The organism is Pseudoalteromonas sp. 1CM17D, assembly GCF_023161805.1.
GTDB lineage: Bacteria > Pseudomonadota > Gammaproteobacteria > Enterobacterales > Alteromonadaceae > Pseudoalteromonas > Pseudoalteromonas atlantica.
The window spans coordinates 515,412-539,383 of record NZ_JALNTP010000002.1 but is presented as its reverse complement, the minus strand read 5'-3'; the positions used below and the strand labels follow the sequence as shown (position 1 = coordinate 539,383).

The window sequence follows — 23,972 nt, the reverse complement described above, 5'->3', positions numbered from 1 at the left end:
TTTATCTGGTAAATTAACAGCGTGTTAAAACAATAATAAAAATTCCTCAATGGAAGTTGCACGAATAAGGACATAGCGTGAGCGCCTCATTTAAAATTATTTTTAATGGTCAGTTACACCAAAATGCTGACATTAGTACCGTACAAGAGCAACTCTGTCAGTTTTTAAAAATTCCCCATAATGTCGCTGTAAAATTATTTGATGGCCGAGCCTACGCACTCGTCAAAGACCTATCGAGTATTGATGCAGTTAAAACAGAATCTAAACTAAAAAGTTTTGGTTTAATCACCAAAGTAGAACCGCACGCAAGTGTAAGGGCACCCCAAAGAGCCGCGGGTACCAAACTGGTTGTTGCTCACAATGAGCCTGCAGTAAAAAACACAGCTAATACAATAGCAAGCATTAAAAAGGCCGGCGTAAATAGCCCTGCCACCCTGCCCAAACTTGCACTGCAAAGTGCGTTATTTTTTTGCTATAGCCTATTATTCATCTGCCTTATCTGCTCAGCAGTAATAAGCTTTAACACACTTAAAATGAGTATGATAGACAGCTCATCAGCTTCGCCCTCAACAACATTAAATTACGTTCATTATAAGCAGTACTTAGCAAATCAAAAAAAGCACCCAGAAGTCACCTTGCCTAACACCCACAGCACAAATGAGCTTAACCAAGGGGCGCAGCAAAAAATTGATAGCTATTTTGCTCGCTTTTCAGCGCACATAAACAGTTACGCAAAGATTCTAAAGCAACCAAATATAAACAGCATGGGCGCAGAAAGGTTAAAGCAGCACCTACAAGAAATAGATGCGCTAGGCACTGAACATGTATTTTGGGAGCAGTTAATTAACCTTGCTAAATCGCTTAATAACGACGCCTATGTAATGAGCAAGCTTGATAATGATAACCCTGATAAAATTCAGTGGATCAACGCCGTTGATTGGATAAGCCAAAGCTACATTAGGCAACAACAAAATAAGCCTGACGCTTTGCCCGTCACACCTACAAACACACAACTCGCCAAGTCACCGATATTAGATTTAACTCTACTAATTAGCTTAATGTCGTTTTTAACGCTTATTATTATTAGTATTAAAATGAAAGTAAGGTCGATAAAAATGAAGCTAGCCGCTACAAGCACAGAATAAATTAAAGCCATAAAAAAACCGCCAACTTGATTGCTCAAATTGGCGGTTTTTTTATGGTTTTTAAGTAACGAACTTAAATACCTGTATTGGTGGAGCTGGGGGGATTTGAACCCCCGCCTAGCCCTTCAAAAACAACAACTTAGAATCATTTGTGTATAGATGGTGTATTTTTAATGTTTGGCACCTTCCATGTGCTAAATACGGCCCACCTGATTTAGGAGTTACGACTGCTCTAAAATGGTACATAACGGCTTTAACTGAATTGACTTTATAACAGCGGTAAGCAAAACTAATATTTATTCTGTGTACGTCAGGTATCATTTGAGCTAGAACACTTTAGTATCATTCAAAGCATTAGTAATTAACCCCACTATTTACCTGTTCAGAAATTGCGTTTATAAAATCATTATAGCTCAACTGTTTTTAAGAGAACTCAGCCATTCTTGAGTTGTTATACCTAAGCGTTTTAATATTTTTTTTACCAATACCGACGGTATTTTTTGATCTTGTTTATGCCTACCTAATGTATATATTTTAGAACCACTCCTCCATATTTTCATCTCACTCCCTTTACCATTATCAACATTACAGTTAAATTCCTTTTGCATGAAAGTAAAAAATGAGGACATCATCATAGAGGGAATATTATTGCTTCCCTCCTTAGAGTCATTGCTTACTTCAATACCCTCATTTTTACTGAGCACTTGATGATAGTTAGTAGTAAAGTCAGCTACTTCGTACATGTATTCGTAAACACACTCTATTGGTTCATCTTTCTTTGCTTTGCCTTTACGAATAGCAAATAAGGTGACCAACTTATCGTGAAACTCTCTTAAAATAAAATCTCCTAAGCTATTTATGGCACTAGGATCTATATCTAACTTTCCAGCACAACGCAGTTCATTAGTGATGGTCCATGAAAAACGAAATGTGGATGTTGCTAAATTTACTGCATTGTCATTATCACAACCAATTACAAAACTAGGAAAACCATAATCCATCATTAAATATACTGCGAATTGGTTATTTAATAGCACCTTATTTTTATCTGGCGACCAACTATTAATGTATAAGGGAATCAATTCATAGATATCAAATAATAAGTCTTCATTGCTCATTGATGGATCTGTTTTATTAGGCCTTAAGCCTTGAGAAACCTCTTTAACAGCCTCCTCTAAAAGAACATAATCTCGTAAATTATATAACCTAATTTGATCATCTAAAAATCTTGCTTCTATCGGTGTTTTACAAAGGTTATTGAAGTCTATGGTGGTTTCGCAACTTAAAATAGCGTTGCTGTAAGCATTGATGGATTTACTAACAAAGCAACTTAAATAGGATTGAACTAGTAAATCAATACTATGCTCAATTAAAAAATTCAATCGGCTACCTGCTTTCCACGTGAAATCATCTAATGGAGATGTAACATTTTTAAAAAGAAAAAGTTGAGCCTCATAAGCAGAGTTACGCCTTTTTTTATACGCTAGCGCCTTCCCTATTCGAGAAAAATGTTTGTATAAGCGACTTTGAAATTCACAAATATCAGGTTCATTGAACCATTCAACTGCGTCATCTGGAAATCGGCAACCAACAAGATATTTATTGTGAAGCTCCACACCATCTTTAAATAAATCAACAACAGTTAAGTAATCCTTACTTAACGCACTTCTAAAGTTTGCAGAAAAATACACCGGTCGCTCAAAAGGTAAAACGATATGGGATTCACCGTGCCCATCTGTTAAAAATTTTTTTAAAGAGTCTGGTGCATCAGGTTTAGAATCAAGTGACCTTTGAACCGAATCCTCATGATCTTTTACTAAAGTTTTCTTTAAACTTTTCGAATAAATTTGACGATTATCATTCATTTATACTAATTCCCTTTACTAAATATTTTTCAAATTTTAAAGTAAGGCTATTTTCTTATTTAACTAATCTTCTTATAAACACTATAACCCTACCCTTGCACTTTTAATATTACTCATAGGTTGCAAATCATTAATCAACAATGGCAATATAGATTTTCAGTGGCCCAAAATTGAAGCGTTAGGTTTTAGCATCACCCAACTATAAAATGGATTCTATTATGCAATTAGGTGATTATGTAGTAAAGATTAAGCAAGGAGAGGAAGTGGAACATGGATATGTTCTGCTAGAACACAATACAAAATACTCTATAACCCTTAAAAACAATAGTGTTAATGACTGCGATGCAAAAGTACATATAGATGGCGTCCATGTTGGTACTTTTAGAGTTTCCTCCAATAGCAGCTCAACTATTGAAAGGCCTTCTTCTGAAACTGGTTGTTTTACCTTCTTAAAGTTTAATAGTAATGAGGCAATTCAAGCTAATTTGGATAAAAACCAAGATTTGGGTTTAGTATTTGTAAAGTTCATGCCAAAAAAGAGCGCTAAGTATAATTTTCAAAGTAGCAACAAGCAAATAGGTGGTTATCAGAAGAGCAATCGACACGGAGGATATGCCCCACAGAGAGTTTCAGCAGGTGGTACTGGGCTATCTGGTAAAAGCACACAAAAGTTCAATAATGTTAAACCGTTAGATTATGACGAAGAAAAAAGCATCAAAATAAATTTAAGACTAATCTGTAAAGAAAAAGATATTATTAGACCATTAGCGGCTCGAGAAACAGCTATACCTCCATCCCTTTTTAACTCATTTGAAAAAGCTAATGAACATGCTAAAGGAAAAAAAAGTGGCTTAGTAACCAGAAGTACTGTTGGTAAAAGTTTTATTTGGCGTCCATATAAATGATTTGGTAAACCTTAATACTGGTTATGGATAATAGCGATTAACCTACTGTTAATTATATCCCCCCCCTTTTTCCTAGGATGGATAACGTGAGTAAAAACAAAATAAAACTTGGTAAATTTGGTATGGGCATACTTCCAAAAATACCAAAAAATAAATTGATACCACTTATAAGCAAAAACAAAAAAAAACTTACCGTTTATAAGCCTATATCTACTGATGGAAAAATGATATTTAGCTCTGGTGAATACCATGAGCAGAATACTTTTTTTGATAAACATGACAAAGTTATTGTATTAACCAATAAAGAACGAAGTTTTCTTGTAGATAATATTTGTTATCAAAATATCCATGTTCGAGTTTTTGAAAACGATTATCCAATTTTTGATGATATTAAATACTCTGGTAACCTTTCAAAAACATACTATATTTTACAAAGCAAAATACAGTATGTTTTAAATTCAGGCATGTATCCTAAGCCTATATTTCAGTTTTATAGTGATATACATCGTAGGGCGATTATTAGAAAAATACCTAAAAAAAGCTCCTTAGACTCATTAGCTTATTTTTGCGACCTTAAGAGCTATCAAGAGGTCTTTCGCATAAAGGAAGAAAGACATACAAGAAAAATATACGCCTTAGATTTCAACTCGATGTATCCTGCTTGTACGCAAGGAGTGTTTCCCAATCCACAAAATCTAATATTTAAACAAGAAAGAAAAAAGCTTACAGAATCAATCCCTATTGGTTTTTATCATGTACTACTCACCAAGCCTAAATCTAACTTTATAAAAAAGTATCACTGTTTTAAGTTATTTGAGTTTACTAAAAACCTCAGTTTTCAATTGAATGATCATCACCAATTAGAGGTTTTTTTAACTAGTGAAGAACTTAATTTTTATAGAAACCATTTTGATGATATTTATATCTATAGCTCAATAACTAGCAGAGACACTCTTGAACATCCTCGTAGTCATTATGGTACAAAAAAATATGAACAAAGATATCATTCGCATTTATCCGACACAGATAAACATATTATAAAGAGTAACTTAGTAACAATACATAGTTCAACAAACCCCATAAAAGCTAAAAAGAAAACCTTCCTATCAGTAGCAAGTTTAGCCCAATACTTATGGCAAGAGTTTAGGATTTCTATAGAAGGAGGGCTCAATATAAATGAGTTAAAGATTTACTTGGATTCCTTTAGTGGATTTACCATCTTAACTAATAATGAAAAAATTACTTTATATTATCCTGACCTAAACAGTAATTCCTCAATAATATCTATCTCCGCCTTTATCGTTGCTAAAGCTAGAATAAAGCTCTTGCAAGTAATGGAACATATAACACAGTTTAAAGGGGCTGAAATATGCTATGTGAATACTGATTCCGTACACGCCTCAATTGATGAAGCTTATAGTAATGACTTTGAATTACACATGAAACCATTTATGGGAAGTGGAATTGGTCAGTTAAAAGTTGAGTGTATAGCTAAAAAAGGGTTTTGGTTCGATGTTGGTCGTTACTGGTTATGCGATGAAAATAAAGTAATAAAATATAAAAACATCATTTTTAGCACTGGCAAAAACGATAACTTTTTTTCGGAAAAAAGAAAGATAACTAAGTTGGAACGGTCACATTTTATATCAAATTATAGTGTATCCAGCCTTTTTATAGGTAAAAGTTTTTCCTACACTAAGCGTTTAAATTATGAACACAATACTTTTGACCGATATCAATATAAAGAAATCAAATCAATGCTTTCGACAGGAACTACCTTGCAAGAAGAGAAGCTATCATCGAAAAGAATTAAATTAAATCTTTTTCACCAACTAAAAAAGCGTTATTCTGTAGTTCAACTTCTTTTGATGTTATTCTCTTAAAAATATCAATGTAGTAGTTTGCAACCACATTCAACAACTTGTTTAATACTAGAGGATTTACTTTAGCTAACTTTCCTATATCAATATTTACTCCAAAATCATTTTTATTTTCAACTGTTTTAATCTCATCTTTAGATAAGTCTATTTTTTCAATTATTTGTTCCAATAGACAAGAAAAAACTTCGTGTATTTCCTTCGGTTTATAATCATAATCCAGCATCACATTGAGAGGCTTTAAGTGCCTAACTTTCCAATTCAAGATATATTTTTTTTTGTTTGAAATACGTGTGTCAGTATTTTCTTGTTTCTCGCGCTCAGCCTCTTCACGTGCCTGGGCTATTTCTTTATCTAGATCCGACTGACTTTTGGTAAGAATACTATATATAAAAATATTTAACCTTGTAATGGAAAGTGCTGTTCGCATCACATCAGCAGAGAGCAATAAATGAGCAGAGTTCGTGTTGTAGTAATCATTTATTGTATTATGGATAAACGCTTGAATCATTCCAGTTTTATAATAAGCTGAAAGTTTACTTGATTGTATTTTTTCTACTTCTTTTTTAATTGAATTTTGAAGCTCGCCTCTAAAAGGAATTTCAGAATGTCTAAATAGTACATTTGTGAGTATTTCTTCAAGACAGTTTTCAGATTTAGCAAGTTTAATTAAGCTAGAATCTAGTTTTTCCTCTTTAAAATAAACTAAAGCTAGTCGATCAATATAAAGCTTTTTCACTTCATCTTTAAGATGCCTTTCTATAGCGCTAGATGATTGGCAATTCAAAATTTTGTTCAGAAACTGGGATTTTAATTTTAATAAACTGAAACTTGAAACAATTTCATTATCTTCATCTAAGTAGAGTTTTAGTATATCCTGATGATCTCTTTGTGGCGGAAGCATTGTATTTTTATCTTCATAAAAATATCCTGCCTCATTATCTTGTCCATAAACAAGATCAGGAATACCTGCTGCCATCTCTAGATCTGTAAACCCTGTCCCCCAATAGTCGTAAGACATATACACCCTTAGTCATAAATTATCTCTTATACTTAAAAATAGGAGTTGCAAATTTCAACTCCCATACTTATATTCCTTTGTACTATCGGCATCAAAGATACAAGTAATATACCTGTATCTTTTTAGTATATAGTGTTGCTGGCGCAACATTGCAGCGGAGCTGCTTGTAACATTAGCTTTGTAATAGCGAAATGTTAGATGCCAAACATTTCGCTATACTTTTATTTATTAAAGTAAAAAACTATGAACAGTCTGGCATGTTCTAGTCGCTCTATCTAGTAGTGAAGATGGCACTTTTTTGATTTTTTACTAAGCCGAGCTTTTCTTTTAACAAGCGCCTTGCATTAGATTCAAACAATGCAACAAGACTATCAATCAACTTACCATCAGTATCAAAAGCTCTTGCTTCATATACAGATGATTTTTTCTTAACTACTATTTTGATATCCATAATTACCTTTGACACTACTTATCCATCGTAGGGTATATATTTATCAATTTTTGAGCTTATCTAAAAGAACATTAATTGCATTTTTACGCCAACTGCTTAAATACTCACTTATAAAATGCTCAAGTTCATCGTCGGTATAAAGCCTACAGCAACGGTCTGATATCGCTAATTGATTTTTTATTTCGTGCATATCAAAATTATAAAAGATTACTTCTGCCCATTCATAATCACCCAGATCACATTCCAGCTCTTGCTGTACATCATCAGCAGAGCAATGCCCTCTATAATCTGCTACCTGCTCATCTTCAAAATATGTGTCGCACATAGTCTCTATCAAACTATATGCACTACTGTCATCATTAAATGTGACTGTACCTTCAATAATTAGCTTTGCTAAATCATGTAATGAGTTGAACTTAACTTCCATATTGCTTACCTGTGAACGTGCCTTTTTATCAAATTAAAAAGGTAAGCTATTACGGCTTACCAATAAAAATAAACTTTAACTGCGTTGCTCATCGCCTTTACCCGCAACACCTTTCATTAGCATGTCGAACACTAAACTCGCTATGCCTTTAGACACTAAATCGCTTGATAGTGCTTTCATAGCCATTGCGTTGTGAGTATCCATGCTTTCAATAATCGCGTTTTGGATTGCTTCAGGGAATTGGCCAAGCATGGCTTGCTCTTTGGTATTGTGCTTAACCTGGTCCATTGCGGTTTCGTTTTCGGCTACTTTACCCATTATTGCATTAGCGTAATTAACCATATCGTTTTCAGATAGGCCATCTTCAGCAAACAGGTCGTTCATGCGCTCAATGATTTCGTTTAAAAGCTCAGTTTTAGGATCCTTTGGTACTGCGCCCGAGCCTTCTTTGCTTGGTGGTAAGTAGCTTTTAGGCTCTTCGCCTACTTTGTGGCCTAGCTGTAAATCAGCTTCGCGTTGTTCATGCAGCCGATAATGTGTCATTACTACATCAGTTAGGTCAACGTCGTCTTCTATTACATCCATGCGTAAGAGTGGGTGTAAGTTTTTAGCAAACACGCTGAGCTTTTCTAAGTCAGTGTCGTTAAAGTCAACAATTTGAGAGCTAAACTCGTAGTAACGATAAAACGAGATTAAATCTTTTCTAAACACATCTAAAATATCTCTGGCTTCTTTAGCGTGCTTAACACTGTTTTCACTGTACTTAATCGCTTTATCGTTGTTGTCATCTTTCGCTTTAGCCAGCTCTTTTTGGGCTGATTGCAGTACCGTGGTGGCTTCTTTGTAGCGCAACTTAAATCGCTCTACAGGCGCTTTCATAATATTGGTGAGCTTGTCTTGCTTAGCATGTTTACTGTTATAAGCGGTTACAAAGGTTTCTACTTCAAACCATTGGTAAATGCCCACCTCAGCAAGCTTCTCCATTATGTCGTAAACAATATTAGGATCAGATACTCCCGAAAGCTCAGCAGTTTGAAAGTAAACTTTAAATTCTTCTAAAATTTCTTCAGGGTCGTTTACAAAATCCAGCACAAAGGTTTTATCTTTACCTTTGCAAGTACGGTTTAGCCTAGAGAGCGTTTGAATACATTCAACACCCTTTAATGGCTTATCAACATACATAGCCACTAATTTAGGTTGGTCAAACCCTGTTTGAAACTTATTCGCGACTAACATTACTTGGTAGTCGTTACTGTCAAAAGCTTTGCGCATATCGCGGCCACGTAAATTAGGGTTCATCGCTTTTTCAGTAAACGCATGATCAGGAATATCAGGGTCGTTCACTTCACCAGAAAACGCCACCATCGCATTGACGTTTTCATAGCCTTTATCCATTACATACTTTTCAAAGGCAAGCTTGTAACGTACAGCCTCTAAACGGCTACTCGTCACCACCATAGCTTTGGCTTCTCCGCCTAATAAGTGTTTAATTTTGGCATTAAAGTGCTCAACAATTGTTTCAACTTTTTGGGCAATATTGTATGGGTGTAATCTTACCCATTTAGCCATTTTAGACGCTGCTTTTTTGCTATCTACTTCTTGATCAGACTGCGGGTTATCGTGAGCTAATTGATACGCCACACGGTAACTGGTGTAGTTTTGCAGCACATCTAAAATAAAGCCTTCTTCAATGGCTTGGCGCATTGAATACACATGAAAGGGTAATGGCTTATTAGTATCGCTTAGCGGTGCGTCTAAATCTTCAGGGCGACCAAATAGCTCTAAGGTTTTCGCTTTTGGTGTTGCTGTAAAGGCAAAATAACTAATATTGTTAGAGCCTTTACGGGCCTCTAGCGATAAACGCAGCATATCCTCGCTGTCTAGCTCGTCATCGCCTTCAAGTTGTTCAGCCATTAGCACTTCACGTAACTTACGTGCGGTTGTTCCCGTTTGGCTAGAGTGCGCTTCATCGGCTATTACCGCAAAACTTCGCCCAGCTAGGGTAGAATCTTTTCGTATTGCCTCTAAAACATGGGGAAAGGTTTGTATGGTTACAATAATAATCGAGGTGCTGGCTTTTAGCTCACCGGCTAACTGGCTCGATTTACTGCCTTGTGCCTCTTCGCGGTTAACGCGCGCTATCATCCCTTCGTTATGATCAAACTGATAAATGGTATCTTGTAGTTGGCTGTCTAAAACGGTTCTGTCGGTAATCACTATTACTGAGTCGAATACTTTGTCGCCAGCTTGTTTTTGTAATTCTGGGTGCTCAGTTAAGTAATGTTTAGAGGCCAGCTGGTGCGATAGCCACGCAATAGAGTTCGACTTACCCGAGCCCGCACTATGCTGAATAAGGTACTTTTTACCCGTACCTTCAAAATCAACTGTATTTATAAGCTTAGAAACCACAGCCCATTGATGATAACGCGGGAATATCATGGTTTCTTTTACTTTTATTGAGCCATCAAGTTGCTCTTCGTCTTTTACTTCTAAGTGAATATAGCGGCTTAAAATAAGTAACAAGTTATCTTTTTGAAAAATCTCGTTCCAAAGGTACGAGGTCGCATAGCTGCCATCAGCCGGAATATCATTTCCTGCAGCGCCTTCGGCTGTACCTTGGTCAAACGGTAAAAAGAAGGTTTTATTCCCCGCTAAACGGGTCGTCATTGCCACGTTGTATTGGCTTACTGCAAAATGAACTAACGCACCGCGTTTAAAGGTCAATAATGGCTCTGCCTTTTTAGTGATTGGATCTTTTGGCTGGCGGTCTTTCATATACTGCACTTTGGCATTATTGAGAGACTGCTTAAATTCAGACTTTAACTCGCAAGTTGCAACAGGTAACCCATTTACAAATAAAGTTAAATCTAATCGGCCATCATAACCATTCAGTGAGTATTTTAGCTCAGGTACCACGCGTAAAATATTTTTGTTATAGCGTTTACTCGCATCAGGGTTTAAATCGTGATCAGGCTTAAAACTACATAAGCTAAATTTAGCACCACGGTCTTTAATTACATTACGTAACACCCAAAGCGTGCCTTTGTTTTTTAAGTTACGCTCTAGGCTTTTAAGTAAAGCATCAGCGGTTGCATTAGGGCTACGGTCAGTCTCTGGATAATGCTTTGCTAGCTTATCCCATTGCTCAGGCTGCGAGTCTTTTACAAAAGCAATAACATCCTCTGGGTAAAGGGCTAATTCTTTATTATATTTATTCGACTCACCCAGTAACCAGCCCTGTGCAAGCATTTGGTCAATAATGTCATTTTGAAATTGCAACTCTCTTACTGTTTTTGCTTGGCTCATTTACTCATCCTTTTGATTTAATCGTTGCTTTGCCTTGGCAATAGAGTGCTGTAATTTTTGTTCGAGTAGTTCAACATCCATCAAATGCGTTAGGTATTCAGCAACATGGATATCGCTGCCTTCCATTTCAAGTAACTCAATTTGTTCTTGTTTTTTACTGGAGCACAAAATGATCCCAAGTGGTGGGTTTTCACCCTCTTCGGTTTCATATTTTTTTAGCCAGTTGAGGTATAGCTCCATCTGGCTTTTGTGGCTGTGTTTAAACTTTTCGAGCTTTAAATCAATTGCCACCAAACGCTTTAACTTACGGTTGTAAAATAGCAAGTCGATATAAAAATCATCGTTGTCAATTTGGATACGCTTTTGACGGGCCACAAAACTAAAACCGGCACCCAGCTCTAATAAAAACTGCTCAATGTCTCTTAAAATGGCATCTTCTAAATCTTTCTCTAAGTAGCGGTCATTCAGCTCTAAAAAATCGAGAATGTAGGGGTCTTTAAGCAGCAGCTCTTGATTGTATTGGCCTGAATTTCGCAGCTCAGAAAGTTCAGCCACAATGGTATCGTCTGGCTTTTTAGAAATAGCCGTGCGCTCAAACAACAAGGCACCTATGCGCTCATCCAAGGTGCGGGTTGACCAGCGTTCCTGAATGGCCATTGTGGTGTAAAAGTCTCGCTTTATGGGTTCATCAATAGCAATTAACTGGCGAATATGGGTCCAACTCAATTGTGTACGCAGTGCGTGCACAATCTCTATATCCCAAAAAACCTCTGCAAACTTAACCATTTGCGCAAGGTTGCGTTTGCTCCAGCCTTTGCCAAATTGTACCGTTAGCTCATTAGAAAGCGTGGCAATCACTCGTTTGCCGTAATCCGCTCGCTCACCGCCCAGCACTGCTTGATTAATGCGATTACCCACTTGCCAATACAACAAAGTAATTTCGCTGTTCACTGCGACCGCAGCGCGCTGCTTGGCACTGTGGATCAGTGCGCTCAGCTCTTGGCTCAAGGGAGCTAGGCTTGTTAGGTTACTCATCCTTAAATTCCTTGTGACTTCCAATCACGCACGTCAATCTTACCTGTAACTGCTGCTGAGATAAGTGCAGCTTTTCGTTCTTTCAAAACTTCAATCATTGTTTTTGCTCTGCTTGTTAAAGTATCAAATCTGCATGTATTTACCTTAATTTTATCACCAATGTCCGTTTGCTCAGTCAGTGGCGGTATGGCAATCTTTAGAGCGTTAACTCTTTCAACTGAAATGCCGGGCTGTGCAGCAGAAACTGAGTATTGTCCTAAGTTCATAAATCGAAGAAACTCAGAAAGAAATGTCAAATTAAAATCTAAATATGGATATACGACAACAGCGTGCTCTGAGGCGAAAAACTTACCTTTTGCAATATTAACATTCCCGCATAATGCACCTTGTCGACCAATTAAAGCATATTCACCATTACAGTTATAATTAGTGGTATATCCTCTCAACCCATTACCGCCCATTACAGGGTATTTACCTACAGGCTCAATTTGATTTGATGTTATGCCATCACCACTAAGTAATTTTAAAAAGTAACTTAGTTTGGCTACACGCCAATGCTCTGGCACTTCACCTAACCATTCTACGCCAGAGTCGCGCATTGGGGCATTGGGGTTTAGCCCTTTAGTGACTGCGTGAGAAATCACCGCTTGGCGTTTTTCTTTTAACAGCTCAATTAGCTTTTCTTGCTTGGCGATTAGGGTGTCGATTTTAGCGGTTTCATGATCGAGGAAGCTGGCTATTTTTTGCTGCTCTTCAAAAGAAGGACAAGGCATTTCAATATTGCTAAAAGTTTCTGCTCTTACAACTTTTCTAAGACCAGTATAAAAAGGCTTTAAACCTTTGAATGAGTCAATATGAAAGAAATAATAATAGGCATAATCTGAATAGCAGTGTTCAAGGCAGCCATATACGTTATATGCGCCAGTAATCATCCCATTTAGAGGAGATATACCTATGGTTCTTGGTGTTTCATCTATATCAAAAAGACAAAAAATAAGGTCGTTTTCATCAACTTTTTGATAAGTATCGAAGCTCTCTGGTATCTTGCCTTCACCAGATGAAATATCACGAGGAATAACGCCTTTAAGTGTTAGAGATAACAACTGGTAGTTAGACGATTGATTACCTACAAGACATCTTTTTAGGGAAAACATACGCTTTGTTCTCTCAATTTTCCAGTTAGCAGGTAACTCAGGAAGCCACTCGACTCCAGATTCTTTATATTCTGGGTATGCTTTATACTTTCTTCCGCTCAAGGTTGTACCCGTCATTATGAATGCACCTCGTTAAGTAGCTGCATAATCTCGCTCGACACTTTATCTAAATCCGCATCAATTTCGGTCAATGATCTTGGTGGCACATATTCATAAAAGTGGCGATTAAATGGTATTTCGTAGCCAACTATACCCACTTCACCGTCTTGCTCATCCGTTTTTTTAGTATCTATCCACGCGTTTGGCACATGGGGTAATACTTCACGGGCAAAATAATCATCAATGGATTCTGTGAGCGGTACGTTTTCGTTATCGCGTAAGTCTGGGTTGGCTTCTATTTTACCTTTGGTTTTGCCTGATTCTTGATAACAGATAGCAGCTTCATCATCGTGTTCGCTCAAGTGCTTAACAATCAGTTTAAGCTGGGCAGCGCTTAGCTTAACGTTGGGTGTTGCTGTTTCTAGCTCAGTAGCTAATGCTTTTAAAAACAAATCGCGAGACAAATACTTATCATCAAGTGAGGCAAGCGCTGCAAGTGTAGTGTGTTGTGTATGCTCGTTTAGCTTATCCCATGCTTTATCGGCTGTTAAAGCACTAATGCGTAGCTCATCTTTTGGATAAACAGCCAGTTGCAATGGGCGCTCTACTGTAATACGGCGATAACCAAACGCTTGGTAATCGAATATTTTACTAAAGTCATTTTCAACAAATTGGCCATATGTTTTTACAATGGTTTCTATTGCGTCTTCTGTTAGTTCTTTACGTTTACTACCGAGTGATTTACGCATAGCTGCATAGAACACATTCTCATCATTTCCTTCAACTTCACCGCCACCACTACGACCTCTGCCGCCTGTTTTAGCACGCTCTTTTGCCGCATTTATAAGTTGTACTTTGCTTTTACGGTTAGCAGGCTTGTGGGTTGAAAGCACCCACACGTAAGTTGATATGCCGGTGTTGTAAAACATATCTGTAGGTAGAGCTACAATGGCTTCTAACAAGTCGTTTTCGAGAATATAACGACGTATTTCGCTCTCACCACTACCAGCACCGCCGGTAAATAACGGTGAGCCATTTAAAATAATACCAATGCGCGAGCCACCTTCGTGTTGTGGGCGCATTTTACTAACTAGGTGCATTAAAAACAGTAACGAGCCGTCAGATACACGCGGTAAACCCGCACCAAAACGGCCTTCAAAGCCTTTTTCGGTGTGTTCGTCGTTAATTTGTTTTTGTATTTTTTTCCAGTCCACACCAAATGGCGGGTTAGATAACATGTAGTCAAACTTTTCGGTGCGTAGCTGGTCGTTTGATAAGGTATTACCGAGTTTTATGTTATCGACCTTTTGGCCTTTAATAAGCATATCGGCTTTACATATAGCGTATGACTCTGGGTTTAGCTCTTGGCCAAATGCTGAAAGCGATGCTTTATTGTTAAGCTCTAATACGTATTCCATACCCGATGATAAAAACCCGCCCGTACCCGCTGTTGGGTCGTAAATTGAGCGAACTAAGCCCGATTGCGTAAGCGCATCGTCGTCATTGGTAAACACTAAAGAGGTGGTTAAACGTACAATGTCGCGCGGGGTAAAGTGCTCACCCGCGGTTTCGTTAGAGCTTTCAGCAAAGCGCCTTATTAGCTCTTCAAACACTAAACCCATACCATAGTTATTAATAACATTTGGGTGTAGGTCGGTTGTTGCAAAGCGTTTAGCGACTTTATAAAGTAGGTCGGCTTCAGCAAGCTTATCTAGGGTATTAAAAAAGTCAAAGTGCTCAAAAATTTCACGCGCATTGGGGCTAAACGACTGAATGTAACTCTCTAGGTTACTGGCTACATCGGTTTCGCCAAGGCGGTTTAAGTCCATTTTTGAAGTATTGTAAAAGCTTAACTGCGCCGCATGAGTAAGGAGCTTATCTTGCGCTTCAACAGGCATGGCTTTTACGGTTTCGTACTTTTCAAGCACAGCAGGTTTAGTGGCTTCAAGCACACACTCTAAACGCCTTAACAGTGTAAAAGGTAGGATTATACGGCCATACTGAGATTGTTTAAAATCACCGCGAAGCAAGTCAGCTACTGACCATAAAAAAGCAGCGGTTGAAGAGAAGTTGTTATCTGTCATTTTGACCCTTTATTATTTTGTTTTCCGTAACTTAACTTACCATATCACTAGATATGCTATTTTTTAAGCAAGATTTAAGGATTATTTACCAGCACTGAAGGCAGTACTTTTTATTAAGGGTATTGTAACCTTTATTATGTTGTATGGTAGAGAAGCTTTATCAAATTAAGGTAATATTCATAATTAACAAAATAGTAATCTATAAATAATTCATAGCTTTAAAACGGAATTAAATTATGAAAAAGGAAGAAGTAGACGCACATGTTAGAAGTGTTGTAGATAAGCTAATTGAGCAAATGCAGGAGAACTTGGGGGAATGGATAGCACCTTGGCATAATGGCTTTTTAGAACCTAAAAATGCCATTACACACCACCTTTTTAGTGGCATGAATGCAACGCTACTTTGGGCGTCTACCCTTGATAATACATTTCAATCGGATGAGTGGGCTACACTTAAACAATGGAATACAAAAAAAGCGAAGGTAAAAATTCGCTCAAAGGGGACGCGTTTATTTCGCCCTATTTACGCTAAGAAAAATAACCCCAGTGATGAAGATTATATTATTTATTTTAAACCTTATACTGTATTCAACGCTGACCAAGTAAATAATTACAATTCAGCACACCCTGACTTATTTGCAGATAATATGCCGATAGATCCGAGTGCTGATAAATTTATAGCCAGCTGCAAAGCCAATATTACTCATGGTAATACCGATGCATTTTATAGAGTACACGAAGATAAAATATACCTGCCATTCCCCACTAACTTTGTAGATAGTTCTCATGGGAGCAAAAAGCATAATTATTATGCTACTGCTATTCATGAGTTAATTCATTGGAGTGGTCATGACACTAGAATGAAGCGCAACTTAGCTAACAATAGTACAGAGCAGTATGCGTATGAAGAGCTTGTTGCTGAACTAGGCGCTGCAATTATATGTACGCGGCTTGAAAATACAATTACACCAAGAACAGATCATGCAGCTTATTTGAAGTCTTGGATAAAGCATTTAAAAAATGATTTTCATTACTTATTTAAAGCCGTAGATGACGCAAAAAAAGCAGTACATTTTTTGTATGAGTTAACAGGCATTGAAAACGCTGATGTGGATTGTGAAGATAAAGAGTTTGAACAACTTAATGATAGTGAAGCAGTAGAACCAGATAAAATAATTCTTACAGGTTTTGTAAGTACGCTAAAAGTTAGTGCGTGCTGTATCCATTGCCACGAAAATTATAGCGTTACCTTAACCCGTTATGAAAACCTATCGTTTTGTGAGCAATGCTCAAAGCCAAACAAGCATCATATTGAGTGGTAATTACTAGTTTTATTGGCGTAGCGACATTGGATAAAGAAAAAACAGATAAATAAAATAATAATTTGTAATGAACATTTTCTATTTCAGCTGCGCTTTGTTAAAGAGCTGAGAGGAATTTATATGTCTCATCAAGTGATTTGTTTAGCGGTAAAGTTACTTAATAAAGAACAACGTAATGAGCATTACAGATTAACGTTACCTACTTATTGCTTGGTTGAATTTGCCGAAATACTTATTAATGAAGTACACAAGGCTCATAAGCTTCTAGAAGAAAATAATCTTTATGAGGTGGTTGTAAAAACTACGGAGTTCAATTGGTTTTATGAGCTAACCAATCGGTATCATCATTCGATGACTTCATACCTACATGTAACAAGTACAAAAATTGCGTTTTCAGGGCTGTTACCTCCAAATAAAGAACCTCACTTCATTACCCCATATGTAGATATTAACGATATAGCGCTACCTGAGCGAACTATTAAAAGCGTTATATTAGATAAAAAGCGTGTGCCATTAGTTTTGTCATTAATTCGTGAGCTGGAAGCTAAACAAAGGGCATTTGAAAACACCTCCGACCTATACTGGCAGCTTGAAAGTATAGTTTCGCCGATTCGAGATTTAGATGACAAGTTTACCAATGTGCTAACGACAAGTCGTGATGAACTGTTATCTAACTTAAATGAAGAGTCGAACACACTAAGTGTACAAACTGAACGACTTGAACTGGAGATTGAGCAAATAGTATTAAGAGTCATAAAACGTATTTTTGGTGTGGTTTATGGTGACTTAATTACTCATATTGATACTAAAAATAGAACCGCTAGCTTACGGTTTGAACATGCTTATTACTACGATAAAGAAATTACATTTAGTGGCACAGGCATTACAAAGCAGGGAAAGGTTGGTAAGCGACATCAATCTTTTAGCATAAAGATTATGGCTGAGCGTGAGTCTGTATGAATATTCAAACTTTGTTATCCGAAATCAGACAAGCTAAAAAACGCAGAGTAATTTTTGATTATCACCCATCACCAGTTAGTGGTGTAGATGTAATGGCAAACGATTGGAAACCAAGCTTAGTACTATTACATGGTTTATTTAAATCACTTAAAGCAAAGAACTGTTCTATTACAATTACCTGGTGGGGCCAAATATTCATTACCCCTGAAAATAGCAACACTGCATTTGAGTTAGCACTTGGCTATAAATTAGTAAATGTTAAAATGCACGATGTACGCACTTTAATGAGAGAGCAAGATTTCATTACTATAAGGCTGGCAACGGCAAGCCCTTATTACACAGTAAGTTTGAGAGCGCACCGAAGTAGTACAAAATGGAAAGACGTACCTTTTGATATAGGCTGTGACTCTGCTGAAAAACTCGCTACTGCCCTACACTTAGACATGCTTATTAAGATTAAAAGTTATAGTAGCTCAGGCTTACAAGTTGAAAAATTTAGCTTATCTGACGATGATTTACTGGCGGCGTTACATTATGGTGCTGCAAAATTTGGTATTAATTCGCAGTTTTACAGCATCTCTTCAGTAATACTTTATTCTATGAGGAGGTGGGAAATTGAGTTGATGGAAAATCAAATCACAGCACAAACCCAACACCCAATAAAAAGCAGAACTTTTCAATTGAATGATAAAGAAGTTGTGTTTTTAAGGTCCCTTTTACCACCCATAGTTTGTGAATCTGAGCAATTTAAAAGTACTTAAATACTTATAAAACTAAAAAAGCGCCCTGATTAACTCGGAGCGCTTTGCGTTTCGGACAAATAAACAAGGATTATACAAATTTAAATAACAGATATTTGAGCATGATTTTCATACTACGCCCATTACTTTGGCAATATTGCTCATAGCTAATTATGCCAATAGACATTTTAGTGCAAAACAAACTTAGAGCGATAAACCAGGCAAAATTTTGAGTTGATTGGTACTGTAAAAACAATATAGATGAGCCACTAAATGCAATGCTCGAGTAAACAATCTCTATTCGATAACCACGAATAGCTTTTAAAAATTTGGACATCAAAAAGCATCATCAAACGTGTCAAATGCATCAAAACAGTCATCATTGTTTGAATCACTTATCGACTCTTCAATCTCATAAACTGTCATCACTCTAGGGCTCTGCCCCACTACATTGCCGCCAACATCTACAATATTAGCGCTCGCATTAGTAATAGGTAATCCTGTTGAGGGATTAATAGCAATATCGTTAGCGTCGTTTTTCATTTTTTAACCTTACAAGTCATTAATTTCTGCTATCAAATTTAATGATTTCGTGATAAAAAACAAACTTGTTTGACTGCGCAGCTCAGCAACAAACGGTTTGAATTAAGTAATTAACCTTTCCCTTATTCCACCTAATTTTATTAAGTAAGAACCCTTTATTCTTTTCTAAAAAACACATTATTAAGTTTATTTTGAAGGCGGTTTTTGTCTGCAAGACAGGTTTTTAGATCGCATTTTTCGGCACGAAAAACTGCAAAAAAAGCGTCTCAGAATGAGACCAATAGCTCGCGTAATACGTTGGAGGCGAAGCCGGAAATGTATGGAGTCGCGCGAATGTACAGCTGGTCTGTACCAACCGCGATAGTGTTTCGCATCAGCGAAATTCGATTAAAATTTGGCACAAATTGATATCGAACCATCTATTTTCGTCAGAAAATAAAAGCGAAGAAAAATGCGGATAATGGGGCACCCATCGCATTGTCTGTAGCGGCGGTATGGCGGTTGGTACAGAGCGTAGCGAGGTGCATTCGCGCTGGGTCTACAACGCTAGCGCGATAGCGCGTCGAGTCAGCTCGTTGCGGAGCAACACCAGAGCTGGCGGGCGTTTTAGACCCTATGGTTGAACAACGAAGTTGAGAAGCCATCCGCTGAAGGCGGTTTTTGTTGCGATAATTATCGCGACAATCATTCCGTACATGCTGTAAGAGCATCTCGGAATGAAAAACGGAAATACATTTATAAAATGATGATAATTTTTGTGTTGCGGTACTAGTTAATTTTACTAATTAACTCACTAAAAGGATTTTGTGAATTGACTCAGCAGCCATCAAAAAATTTAGAAATAAACAGCTCATTACTGCTTAACTACCCTCGCTATTTTGATATAGATATGCGGTATTATCCAGGCGCAAATAACTATCAAAAAGGCGTTAACCGAACTAGATTAACCGTTTTAATTGCTATTCGATTTTCTATTGTTACACCAGGGATTATTCGTTGGTTATATTGCATCAACCATCGGTTAGCACTAGAGCATTTAAACCGGCTAGAAAACGATGGGCTATTGCGTGTGGTAAAAACACACCGAAGTCCAGATGGTCGTGTCTACGTGCCTACCTATACTGCAGCCAAATTTGCAGAGGAGTTAATGGGCATCGATATACATTTTAGAGCGAATAGAAACCCTGCTCTGCAGTTCAATCAAAACAATGTAATGCATAACCTGATTAATGCATTTGTCATGCTGCGCGGTATACATAATTACCACAGTGATGAAACGTACGCACCAATGTGGAATGGGTTTATTACCGAGCCTGAATTTAAACGTATTAATAACCTATCTGATACACGAACGGTAGATGGTGCTGTACGACTCCTAGATGGCTCTGTTGCAGCAGTTGAAATTGAACATTCATTTAAAAATAAAACGGCACGACAGGTCATTTTACTAAAATATTTGGCCTCGTTAAGGAATCGCGATTACAGTAAAATTTTTTTATTCTCTCAGTCGGTCAAAATTTTTGATGACATTAAACGACTCCACGAACAGTTATTTGAGGAGATGCCTGAACGTTACGACAAAAAAACACGAGCACCACTTCTCAGTGAAAGTGATGCTGAGCTGCTGCGTGCCTCAATAATATACCGAACTAAATTGTGTGAAGAAATTAATGAAATGTTTTACTCGTAATGCAGTAGTATAAACATTAAGGCGTTATGGTTTTTTTGTTCAATTGTTTAGAGTAAAAAATCTTAGTTTCATCGTCACCAAGGATTTTTGCATACGTTATACAGCGCCTAATATCGACTTTTGCCAACCTAAAAGTAGGGTTTTGATTCTGCTTTAACAACTCATAGGTTCGTAATAACGTGAGGTTTGCACGAGCCCAGACACCTTCTTTAGCTGACCCTTTTTTGACTTTAGGGCGGCGAAATAGATTCGGCCGTGCTATATGTTCACTTTTACTAGGGCACTGGGTGATGTACGCAAACTCAATCGCAGTAATACAATTGCCCATTTTTTGGGGCCTAAACGTTACGCATATATCTGTGTGGGCATTGATTTTTTCAATAGCCGGTAGCAATACGCGATTTTTAAAATCCCGCCATGCTCCGTATGATTCAGATAAAAATAATTTCTGTTTCATCTCTGGTAGTTGTAAATTCAGGACTACAGAGCCCCGTCGTTTGTAATTTTTATAATTTCGCACCTCGTTTAGGAGTGCATACAACCGAAATGATGCTAACGTGTTAAGTTTTACTGTGTTATGAAAATATAATCTTGTGAAATCACCCTCAATATTAAAAATATAGGGCTCGATGTCTTTTGAGAACTCCAATGTGATAAACGAGCCCTGATTTTTCACCTTTTCATATCTAGCATTGCTCACCCAGGGGATTGAAAGCGACTGCCCGCTATCGTCTAAAATGCTTACAGATTTACCTCTTAGTGACTCTACAGCTGCGCTCAGCTGCTCATAAACGCTGTGCTTACTCAGACCGAAACACTTGGCATATTCCGTTGGATAAATCACAATTTTTCCTGGGTTAGACTTTTTGGAATTAATTTTAGACAACGCTAGATTTATTAATCGCTGCTCATTAACCTCTAGCGAATAACCCGCATGTAATAATTTATTAGCGAAAACAATTTTTGGAGAATTTTTACTGCTCATTTCTCTACCTCATTTCTAGTTTATGCTGTTATGCTAACCGCGGCCCAACCAATAAAAGAAATTTCGGTAAGTTTTTTGATAAATAAAATTTTTATTTATTCACAGCATACATGTCCCCCTAAACCGTATAAATTGCCTACTCATTTCGTATAAAGTGCCACAGCAAACATATAAATTGCCCACCAAAACAGTAAATATTTCACTTAATTTCAATAAGATAAACCACACTAAAAGTATTAAAATAGAAAAAATAAAAATACAGGCACATTTGCCACTTTTATAAATTTATTAATTCATTTCTGACGGTTAAAAAATAAATTAATTATTTTTTTAATTTTTTTGACCACGCCACTATGATTTGTAATGAGGCTACTGAGTGAACTAACTGACTTACTGAAATACGCAAAAGGGAGGTAGACGTATCTACCTCCCCTTTGCATTTGACCTCTAAGCCTTGCCAAACATTATTACAATGACTGCGCTTTTGAGCCACCGTAACGAACCCCTGTATTTGCGCAGGACTCCCTCCCAGGTTTGATACTCAGTAACTGAGTAAAATGCCCTATTAAACGCTATTGCCGTTAGTGCAGCGAATCAGCAAATAATGATTCACGGCATATTTGGGGAGACATGATTAGGCTGTTATTTTTGTTTTGAAAATAACTATTTTGGCCTCAGTTTCTGTAGCTAACTTTTTCCAATTTGACCCTAAGAAAAAACATCATCCTCGAAGTCACATGGCAGCTCCACCCGCTCTACTGGGTCGCTAATCAGGGCATGCATCAGCTCGTAGGTAAACTTTCGCATAGCATACTGATTTAGCTCTTTATTCGCTGTAATTTCAGGGCCAATTACCTCCCATAGCTCATCTAAATTCGCATTATCACTGCGTAATTCTAATAAGTTTATCTGATGGTCATTCGTGGTAATTACTCGGCAAAATGTTTGTAATAAATTTAAAAAATCCAATGTTGATACGTATGCATGTTTCATGTGTTCACTATCCTTGTGTGGTTTGTTATCAAAATCGATAACTCATTATTAATTAATAAACAGGTATGGGTATTTAAATCGGTTTACAAAAAATTCTTATAAAAAAAGCAGGCCGAAGTCTGCTTAGGGGGGTTATGCATTGTCGATAATATCGACCCAATCACTTTCTGCTGCTGCAAAAAATGTCGTTGGCGTTTGCATAAATATTTGCTGGAACTCCTCAGAGAACAGCTTACAAAACTGTGTTATTTGCTCTATGTAGATAAGTAAAAAAAGCACCATATCAACTCCTTCTAAATATCGATTTTCAAAACTCGGATTTTTTTCTAACAAACTATTTGAAATACTAATTCCAAGTATTTTTCCAACACTATCTCTATGTAAATAGATATAATTATTGAAATTTAACTCTAATGTTTGTTCATTAACTACATCTGCTAACAATAAAATTGTAGAGCAGTCATCCCACGGAGATCTACTGGCTCGAACGTATTGTCGAATGAATTGAGATTTAGTATTTTTCATTATTTGTCCTCGTTAATTGTCCTGAAATTAACTAGGGCCAAGCGGTGGGTAAAAATAGAAAATCACGTTTATGTAGGCTAAATTTGCAAAAATAATAAAAATCATTAATGTTGGGAAGTGACTGAACAACCTCGAGAATGAACAATATGACTGATTTTATTTGGATAATACCAGCTATAGTACTGACACTAATTTTGATAAGACTTGTTCTCACACACAATAAAGAAAGTTAAATAGGATACATATAATCCCCTATTCAATTGTAAGAAAGCAATATTGCTTTCTTAATGGGTGGCTAAATTAACTATGCCACTGCATAGACACTCAACTCAATAATAAGCTTTTTTCCCATACCCTCCCGCATCTTCTCAGAGTTATATTTTAAACTATACACACTCTAATCAAGGTCAAATTACACACAATAGATCTTAGAAACGCCGAAAACTTTAATAGCATCGATAAAAAATTAAAATATTTTCAAAATATACAATACATTGATTTTAAAGTGATTTTTATTTTATTTTTATTGCTTTTTTTACTTTCCTTGGTTTTTTACTGCTTCAACTACTTAAAAAAAAATTTCAAATGTCGATATGTAGATAGAAAGGTTGAGAATTTTTTAAAAAATCAAATACATTTCTAAGAGGTTTAAATGATAGATGTAGTACTAATCAGCAAATATTGCGAAGAGTCAGGTGAAAGTAAAAAAGCCGTAGAATCTCGAATCCAGAGAGGGGCTTGGGTAGAAGGCAAACATTTTTATAAAGTTGATGGCGTTAGAGAACGTTGGGTTGATCTAAATAATGTAACTGAATGGGTTAAAAATCAAGGGGGTTTGATTTAGT

At 36.8% G+C, this 23,972-nt stretch carries 20 protein-coding genes; 8 read left to right on the top strand and 12 right to left on the bottom strand.

The window, feature by feature from the left end:
• Positions 1-77 precede the first annotated feature (77 nt).
• Positions 78-1,145 carry a hypothetical protein gene (locus tag MSC25_RS06060; protein ID WP_248442891.1) on the top strand — a complete coding sequence of 356 codons (1,068 nt, stop codon included), beginning with the start codon at positions 78-80 and terminating at the stop codon, positions 1,143-1,145.
• A 413-nt stretch (positions 1,146-1,558) separates the two neighbouring features.
• Here MSC25_RS06060 and MSC25_RS06055 read toward each other — a convergent pair whose 3' ends face one another.
• Positions 1,559-3,010 (bottom strand): hypothetical protein, encoded by a 1,452-nt coding sequence (locus MSC25_RS06055; RefSeq protein WP_248442890.1) that lies wholly within the window; start codon positions 3,008-3,010, stop codon positions 1,559-1,561.
• A 218-nt stretch (positions 3,011-3,228) separates the two neighbouring features.
• On the opposite strand from MSC25_RS06055, the gene MSC25_RS06050 reads away from it, so the two are divergent.
• Together MSC25_RS06050 and MSC25_RS06045 are read left to right on the top strand one after the other, a co-directional pair.
• The gene (locus MSC25_RS06050) at positions 3,229-3,915 is read left to right on the top strand and encodes a hypothetical protein (protein WP_248442889.1); all 687 of its coding nucleotides are present in this window, start codon (positions 3,229-3,231) and stop codon (positions 3,913-3,915) included.
• A gap of 86 nt (positions 3,916-4,001) precedes the next feature.
• Positions 4,002-5,798, top strand: a complete 1,797-nt coding sequence (locus MSC25_RS06045; RefSeq protein ID WP_248442888.1) for a hypothetical protein — start codon at positions 4,002-4,004, stop codon at positions 5,796-5,798.
• Here the strand turns inward: MSC25_RS06045 and MSC25_RS06040 are convergent.
• The 7 genes from MSC25_RS06040 to MSC25_RS06010 all read right to left on the bottom strand — a co-directional run bounded on the left by MSC25_RS06040 (position 5,725) and on the right by MSC25_RS06010 (position 15,369).
• A complete protein-coding gene (locus MSC25_RS06040; RefSeq protein ID WP_248442887.1) occupies positions 5,725-6,813 on the bottom strand; it encodes a hypothetical protein in 1,089 nt (362 codons plus the stop codon). The genes MSC25_RS06045 and MSC25_RS06040 overlap by 74 nt on opposite strands.
• Before the next feature lie 271 nt (positions 6,814-7,084).
• Positions 7,085-7,279 (bottom strand): hypothetical protein, encoded by a 195-nt coding sequence (locus tag MSC25_RS06035; protein WP_248442886.1) that lies wholly within the window; start codon positions 7,277-7,279, stop codon positions 7,085-7,087.
• Between the two features lie 28 nt (positions 7,280-7,307).
• Positions 7,308-7,691: a hypothetical protein gene (locus tag MSC25_RS06030; RefSeq protein WP_248442885.1), complete on the bottom strand. Its 384-nt coding sequence runs from the start codon at positions 7,689-7,691 to the stop codon at positions 7,308-7,310.
• A 75-nt stretch (positions 7,692-7,766) separates the two neighbouring features.
• Positions 7,767-10,997, bottom strand: a complete 3,231-nt coding sequence (locus tag MSC25_RS06025) for a DEAD/DEAH box helicase family protein (RefSeq protein ID WP_248442884.1) — start codon at positions 10,995-10,997, stop codon at positions 7,767-7,769.
• On the bottom strand, positions 10,998-12,032 hold the full coding sequence (locus MSC25_RS06020) for a PDDEXK nuclease domain-containing protein (protein ID WP_248442883.1): 1,035 nt from the start codon (positions 12,030-12,032) through the stop codon (positions 10,998-11,000).
• Between the two features lie 2 nt (positions 12,033-12,034).
• Positions 12,035-13,303 (bottom strand): restriction endonuclease subunit S, encoded by a 1,269-nt coding sequence (locus MSC25_RS06015; RefSeq protein ID WP_248442882.1) that lies wholly within the window; start codon positions 13,301-13,303, stop codon positions 12,035-12,037.
• The gene (locus MSC25_RS06010; RefSeq protein WP_248442881.1) at positions 13,303-15,369 is read right to left on the bottom strand and encodes a class I SAM-dependent DNA methyltransferase; all 2,067 of its coding nucleotides are present in this window, start codon (positions 15,367-15,369) and stop codon (positions 13,303-13,305) included. The genes MSC25_RS06015 and MSC25_RS06010 overlap by 1 nt, the downstream gene beginning before the upstream one ends.
• Positions 15,370-15,605: 236 nt before the next feature.
• Here MSC25_RS06010 and MSC25_RS06005 point away from each other — a divergent pair, with 236 nt between their 5' ends.
• The 3 genes from MSC25_RS06005 to MSC25_RS05995 all read left to right on the top strand — a co-directional run bounded on the left by MSC25_RS06005 (position 15,606) and on the right by MSC25_RS05995 (position 18,412).
• A complete protein-coding gene (locus tag MSC25_RS06005) occupies positions 15,606-16,691 on the top strand; it encodes a zincin-like metallopeptidase domain-containing protein (protein ID WP_248442880.1) in 1,086 nt (361 codons plus the stop codon).
• 120 nt (positions 16,692-16,811) lie between these two features.
• A complete protein-coding gene (locus MSC25_RS06000; RefSeq protein ID WP_248442879.1) occupies positions 16,812-17,651 on the top strand; it encodes a hypothetical protein in 840 nt (279 codons plus the stop codon).
• A complete protein-coding gene (locus MSC25_RS05995) occupies positions 17,648-18,412 on the top strand; it encodes a hypothetical protein (RefSeq protein ID WP_248442878.1) in 765 nt (254 codons plus the stop codon). Before MSC25_RS06000 ends, MSC25_RS05995 begins: the two co-directional genes overlap by 4 nt.
• Positions 18,413-18,727: 315 nt before the next feature.
• On the opposite strand, the gene MSC25_RS05990 is transcribed toward MSC25_RS05995, so the two are convergent.
• Positions 18,728-18,934: a hypothetical protein gene (locus MSC25_RS05990; protein ID WP_248442877.1), complete on the bottom strand. Its 207-nt coding sequence runs from the start codon at positions 18,932-18,934 to the stop codon at positions 18,728-18,730.
• An 811-nt stretch (positions 18,935-19,745) separates the two neighbouring features.
• Here MSC25_RS05990 and MSC25_RS05985 point away from each other — a divergent pair.
• The gene (locus tag MSC25_RS05985) at positions 19,746-20,624 is read left to right on the top strand and encodes a hypothetical protein (protein WP_248442876.1); all 879 of its coding nucleotides are present in this window, start codon (positions 19,746-19,748) and stop codon (positions 20,622-20,624) included.
• 16 nt (positions 20,625-20,640) lie between these two features.
• Here MSC25_RS05985 and MSC25_RS05980 read toward each other — a convergent pair whose 3' ends face one another.
• The 3 genes from MSC25_RS05980 to MSC25_RS05970 all read right to left on the bottom strand — a co-directional run bounded on the left by MSC25_RS05980 (position 20,641) and on the right by MSC25_RS05970 (position 23,127).
• The gene (locus MSC25_RS05980) at positions 20,641-21,609 is read right to left on the bottom strand and encodes a replication initiation protein (RefSeq protein WP_248442875.1); all 969 of its coding nucleotides are present in this window, start codon (positions 21,607-21,609) and stop codon (positions 20,641-20,643) included.
• Between the two features lie 708 nt (positions 21,610-22,317).
• A complete protein-coding gene (locus MSC25_RS05975) occupies positions 22,318-22,602 on the bottom strand; it encodes a hypothetical protein (RefSeq protein ID WP_024601268.1) in 285 nt (94 codons plus the stop codon).
• A gap of 132 nt (positions 22,603-22,734) precedes the next feature.
• On the bottom strand, positions 22,735-23,127 hold the full coding sequence (locus MSC25_RS05970) for a hypothetical protein (RefSeq protein ID WP_248442874.1): 393 nt from the start codon (positions 23,125-23,127) through the stop codon (positions 22,735-22,737).
• 652 nt (positions 23,128-23,779) lie between these two features.
• Here MSC25_RS05970 and MSC25_RS05965 point away from each other — a divergent pair.
• Positions 23,780-23,971 carry a hypothetical protein gene (locus MSC25_RS05965; RefSeq protein ID WP_248442873.1) on the top strand — a complete coding sequence of 64 codons (192 nt, stop codon included), beginning with the start codon at positions 23,780-23,782 and terminating at the stop codon, positions 23,969-23,971.
• Position 23,972: the final 1 nt, after the last annotated feature.

Bases quoted from the DNA above. Each gene is read 5' to 3' on its own strand.
- MSC25_RS06055 (WP_248442890.1), bottom strand. From the start codon at position 3,010: ATGAATGATAATCGTCAAATTTATTCGAAAAGTTTAAAGAAAACTTTA.
- MSC25_RS06050 (WP_248442889.1), top strand. From the start codon at position 3,229: ATGCAATTAGGTGATTATGTAGTAAAGATTAAGCAAGGAGAGGAAGTG.
- MSC25_RS06040 (WP_248442887.1), bottom strand. From the start codon at position 6,813: ATGTCTTACGACTATTGGGGGACAGGGTTTACAGATCTAGAGATGGCA.
- MSC25_RS06030 (WP_248442885.1), bottom strand. From the start codon at position 7,691: ATGGAAGTTAAGTTCAACTCATTACATGATTTAGCAAAGCTAATTATT.
- MSC25_RS06025 (WP_248442884.1), bottom strand. From the start codon at position 10,997: ATGAGCCAAGCAAAAACAGTAAGAGAGTTGCAATTTCAAAATGACATT.
- MSC25_RS06020 (WP_248442883.1), bottom strand. From the start codon at position 12,032: ATGAGTAACCTAACAAGCCTAGCTCCCTTGAGCCAAGAGCTGAGCGCA.
- MSC25_RS06015 (WP_248442882.1), bottom strand. From the start codon at position 13,303: ATGACGGGTACAACCTTGAGCGGAAGAAAGTATAAAGCATACCCAGAA.
- MSC25_RS06010 (WP_248442881.1), bottom strand. From the start codon at position 15,369: ATGACAGATAACAACTTCTCTTCAACCGCTGCTTTTTTATGGTCAGTA.
- MSC25_RS06005 (WP_248442880.1), top strand. From the start codon at position 15,606: ATGAAAAAGGAAGAAGTAGACGCACATGTTAGAAGTGTTGTAGATAAG.
- MSC25_RS06000 (WP_248442879.1), top strand. From the start codon at position 16,812: ATGTCTCATCAAGTGATTTGTTTAGCGGTAAAGTTACTTAATAAAGAA.
- MSC25_RS05995 (WP_248442878.1), top strand. From the start codon at position 17,648: ATGAATATTCAAACTTTGTTATCCGAAATCAGACAAGCTAAAAAACGC.
- MSC25_RS05990 (WP_248442877.1), bottom strand. From the start codon at position 18,934: ATGAAAAACGACGCTAACGATATTGCTATTAATCCCTCAACAGGATTA.
- MSC25_RS05980 (WP_248442875.1), bottom strand. From the start codon at position 21,609: ATGAGCAGTAAAAATTCTCCAAAAATTGTTTTCGCTAATAAATTATTA.
- MSC25_RS05975 (WP_024601268.1), bottom strand. From the start codon at position 22,602: ATGAAACATGCATACGTATCAACATTGGATTTTTTAAATTTATTACAA.
- MSC25_RS05970 (WP_248442874.1), bottom strand. From the start codon at position 23,127: ATGAAAAATACTAAATCTCAATTCATTCGACAATACGTTCGAGCCAGT.
- MSC25_RS05965 (WP_248442873.1), top strand. From the start codon at position 23,780: ATGATAGATGTAGTACTAATCAGCAAATATTGCGAAGAGTCAGGTGAA.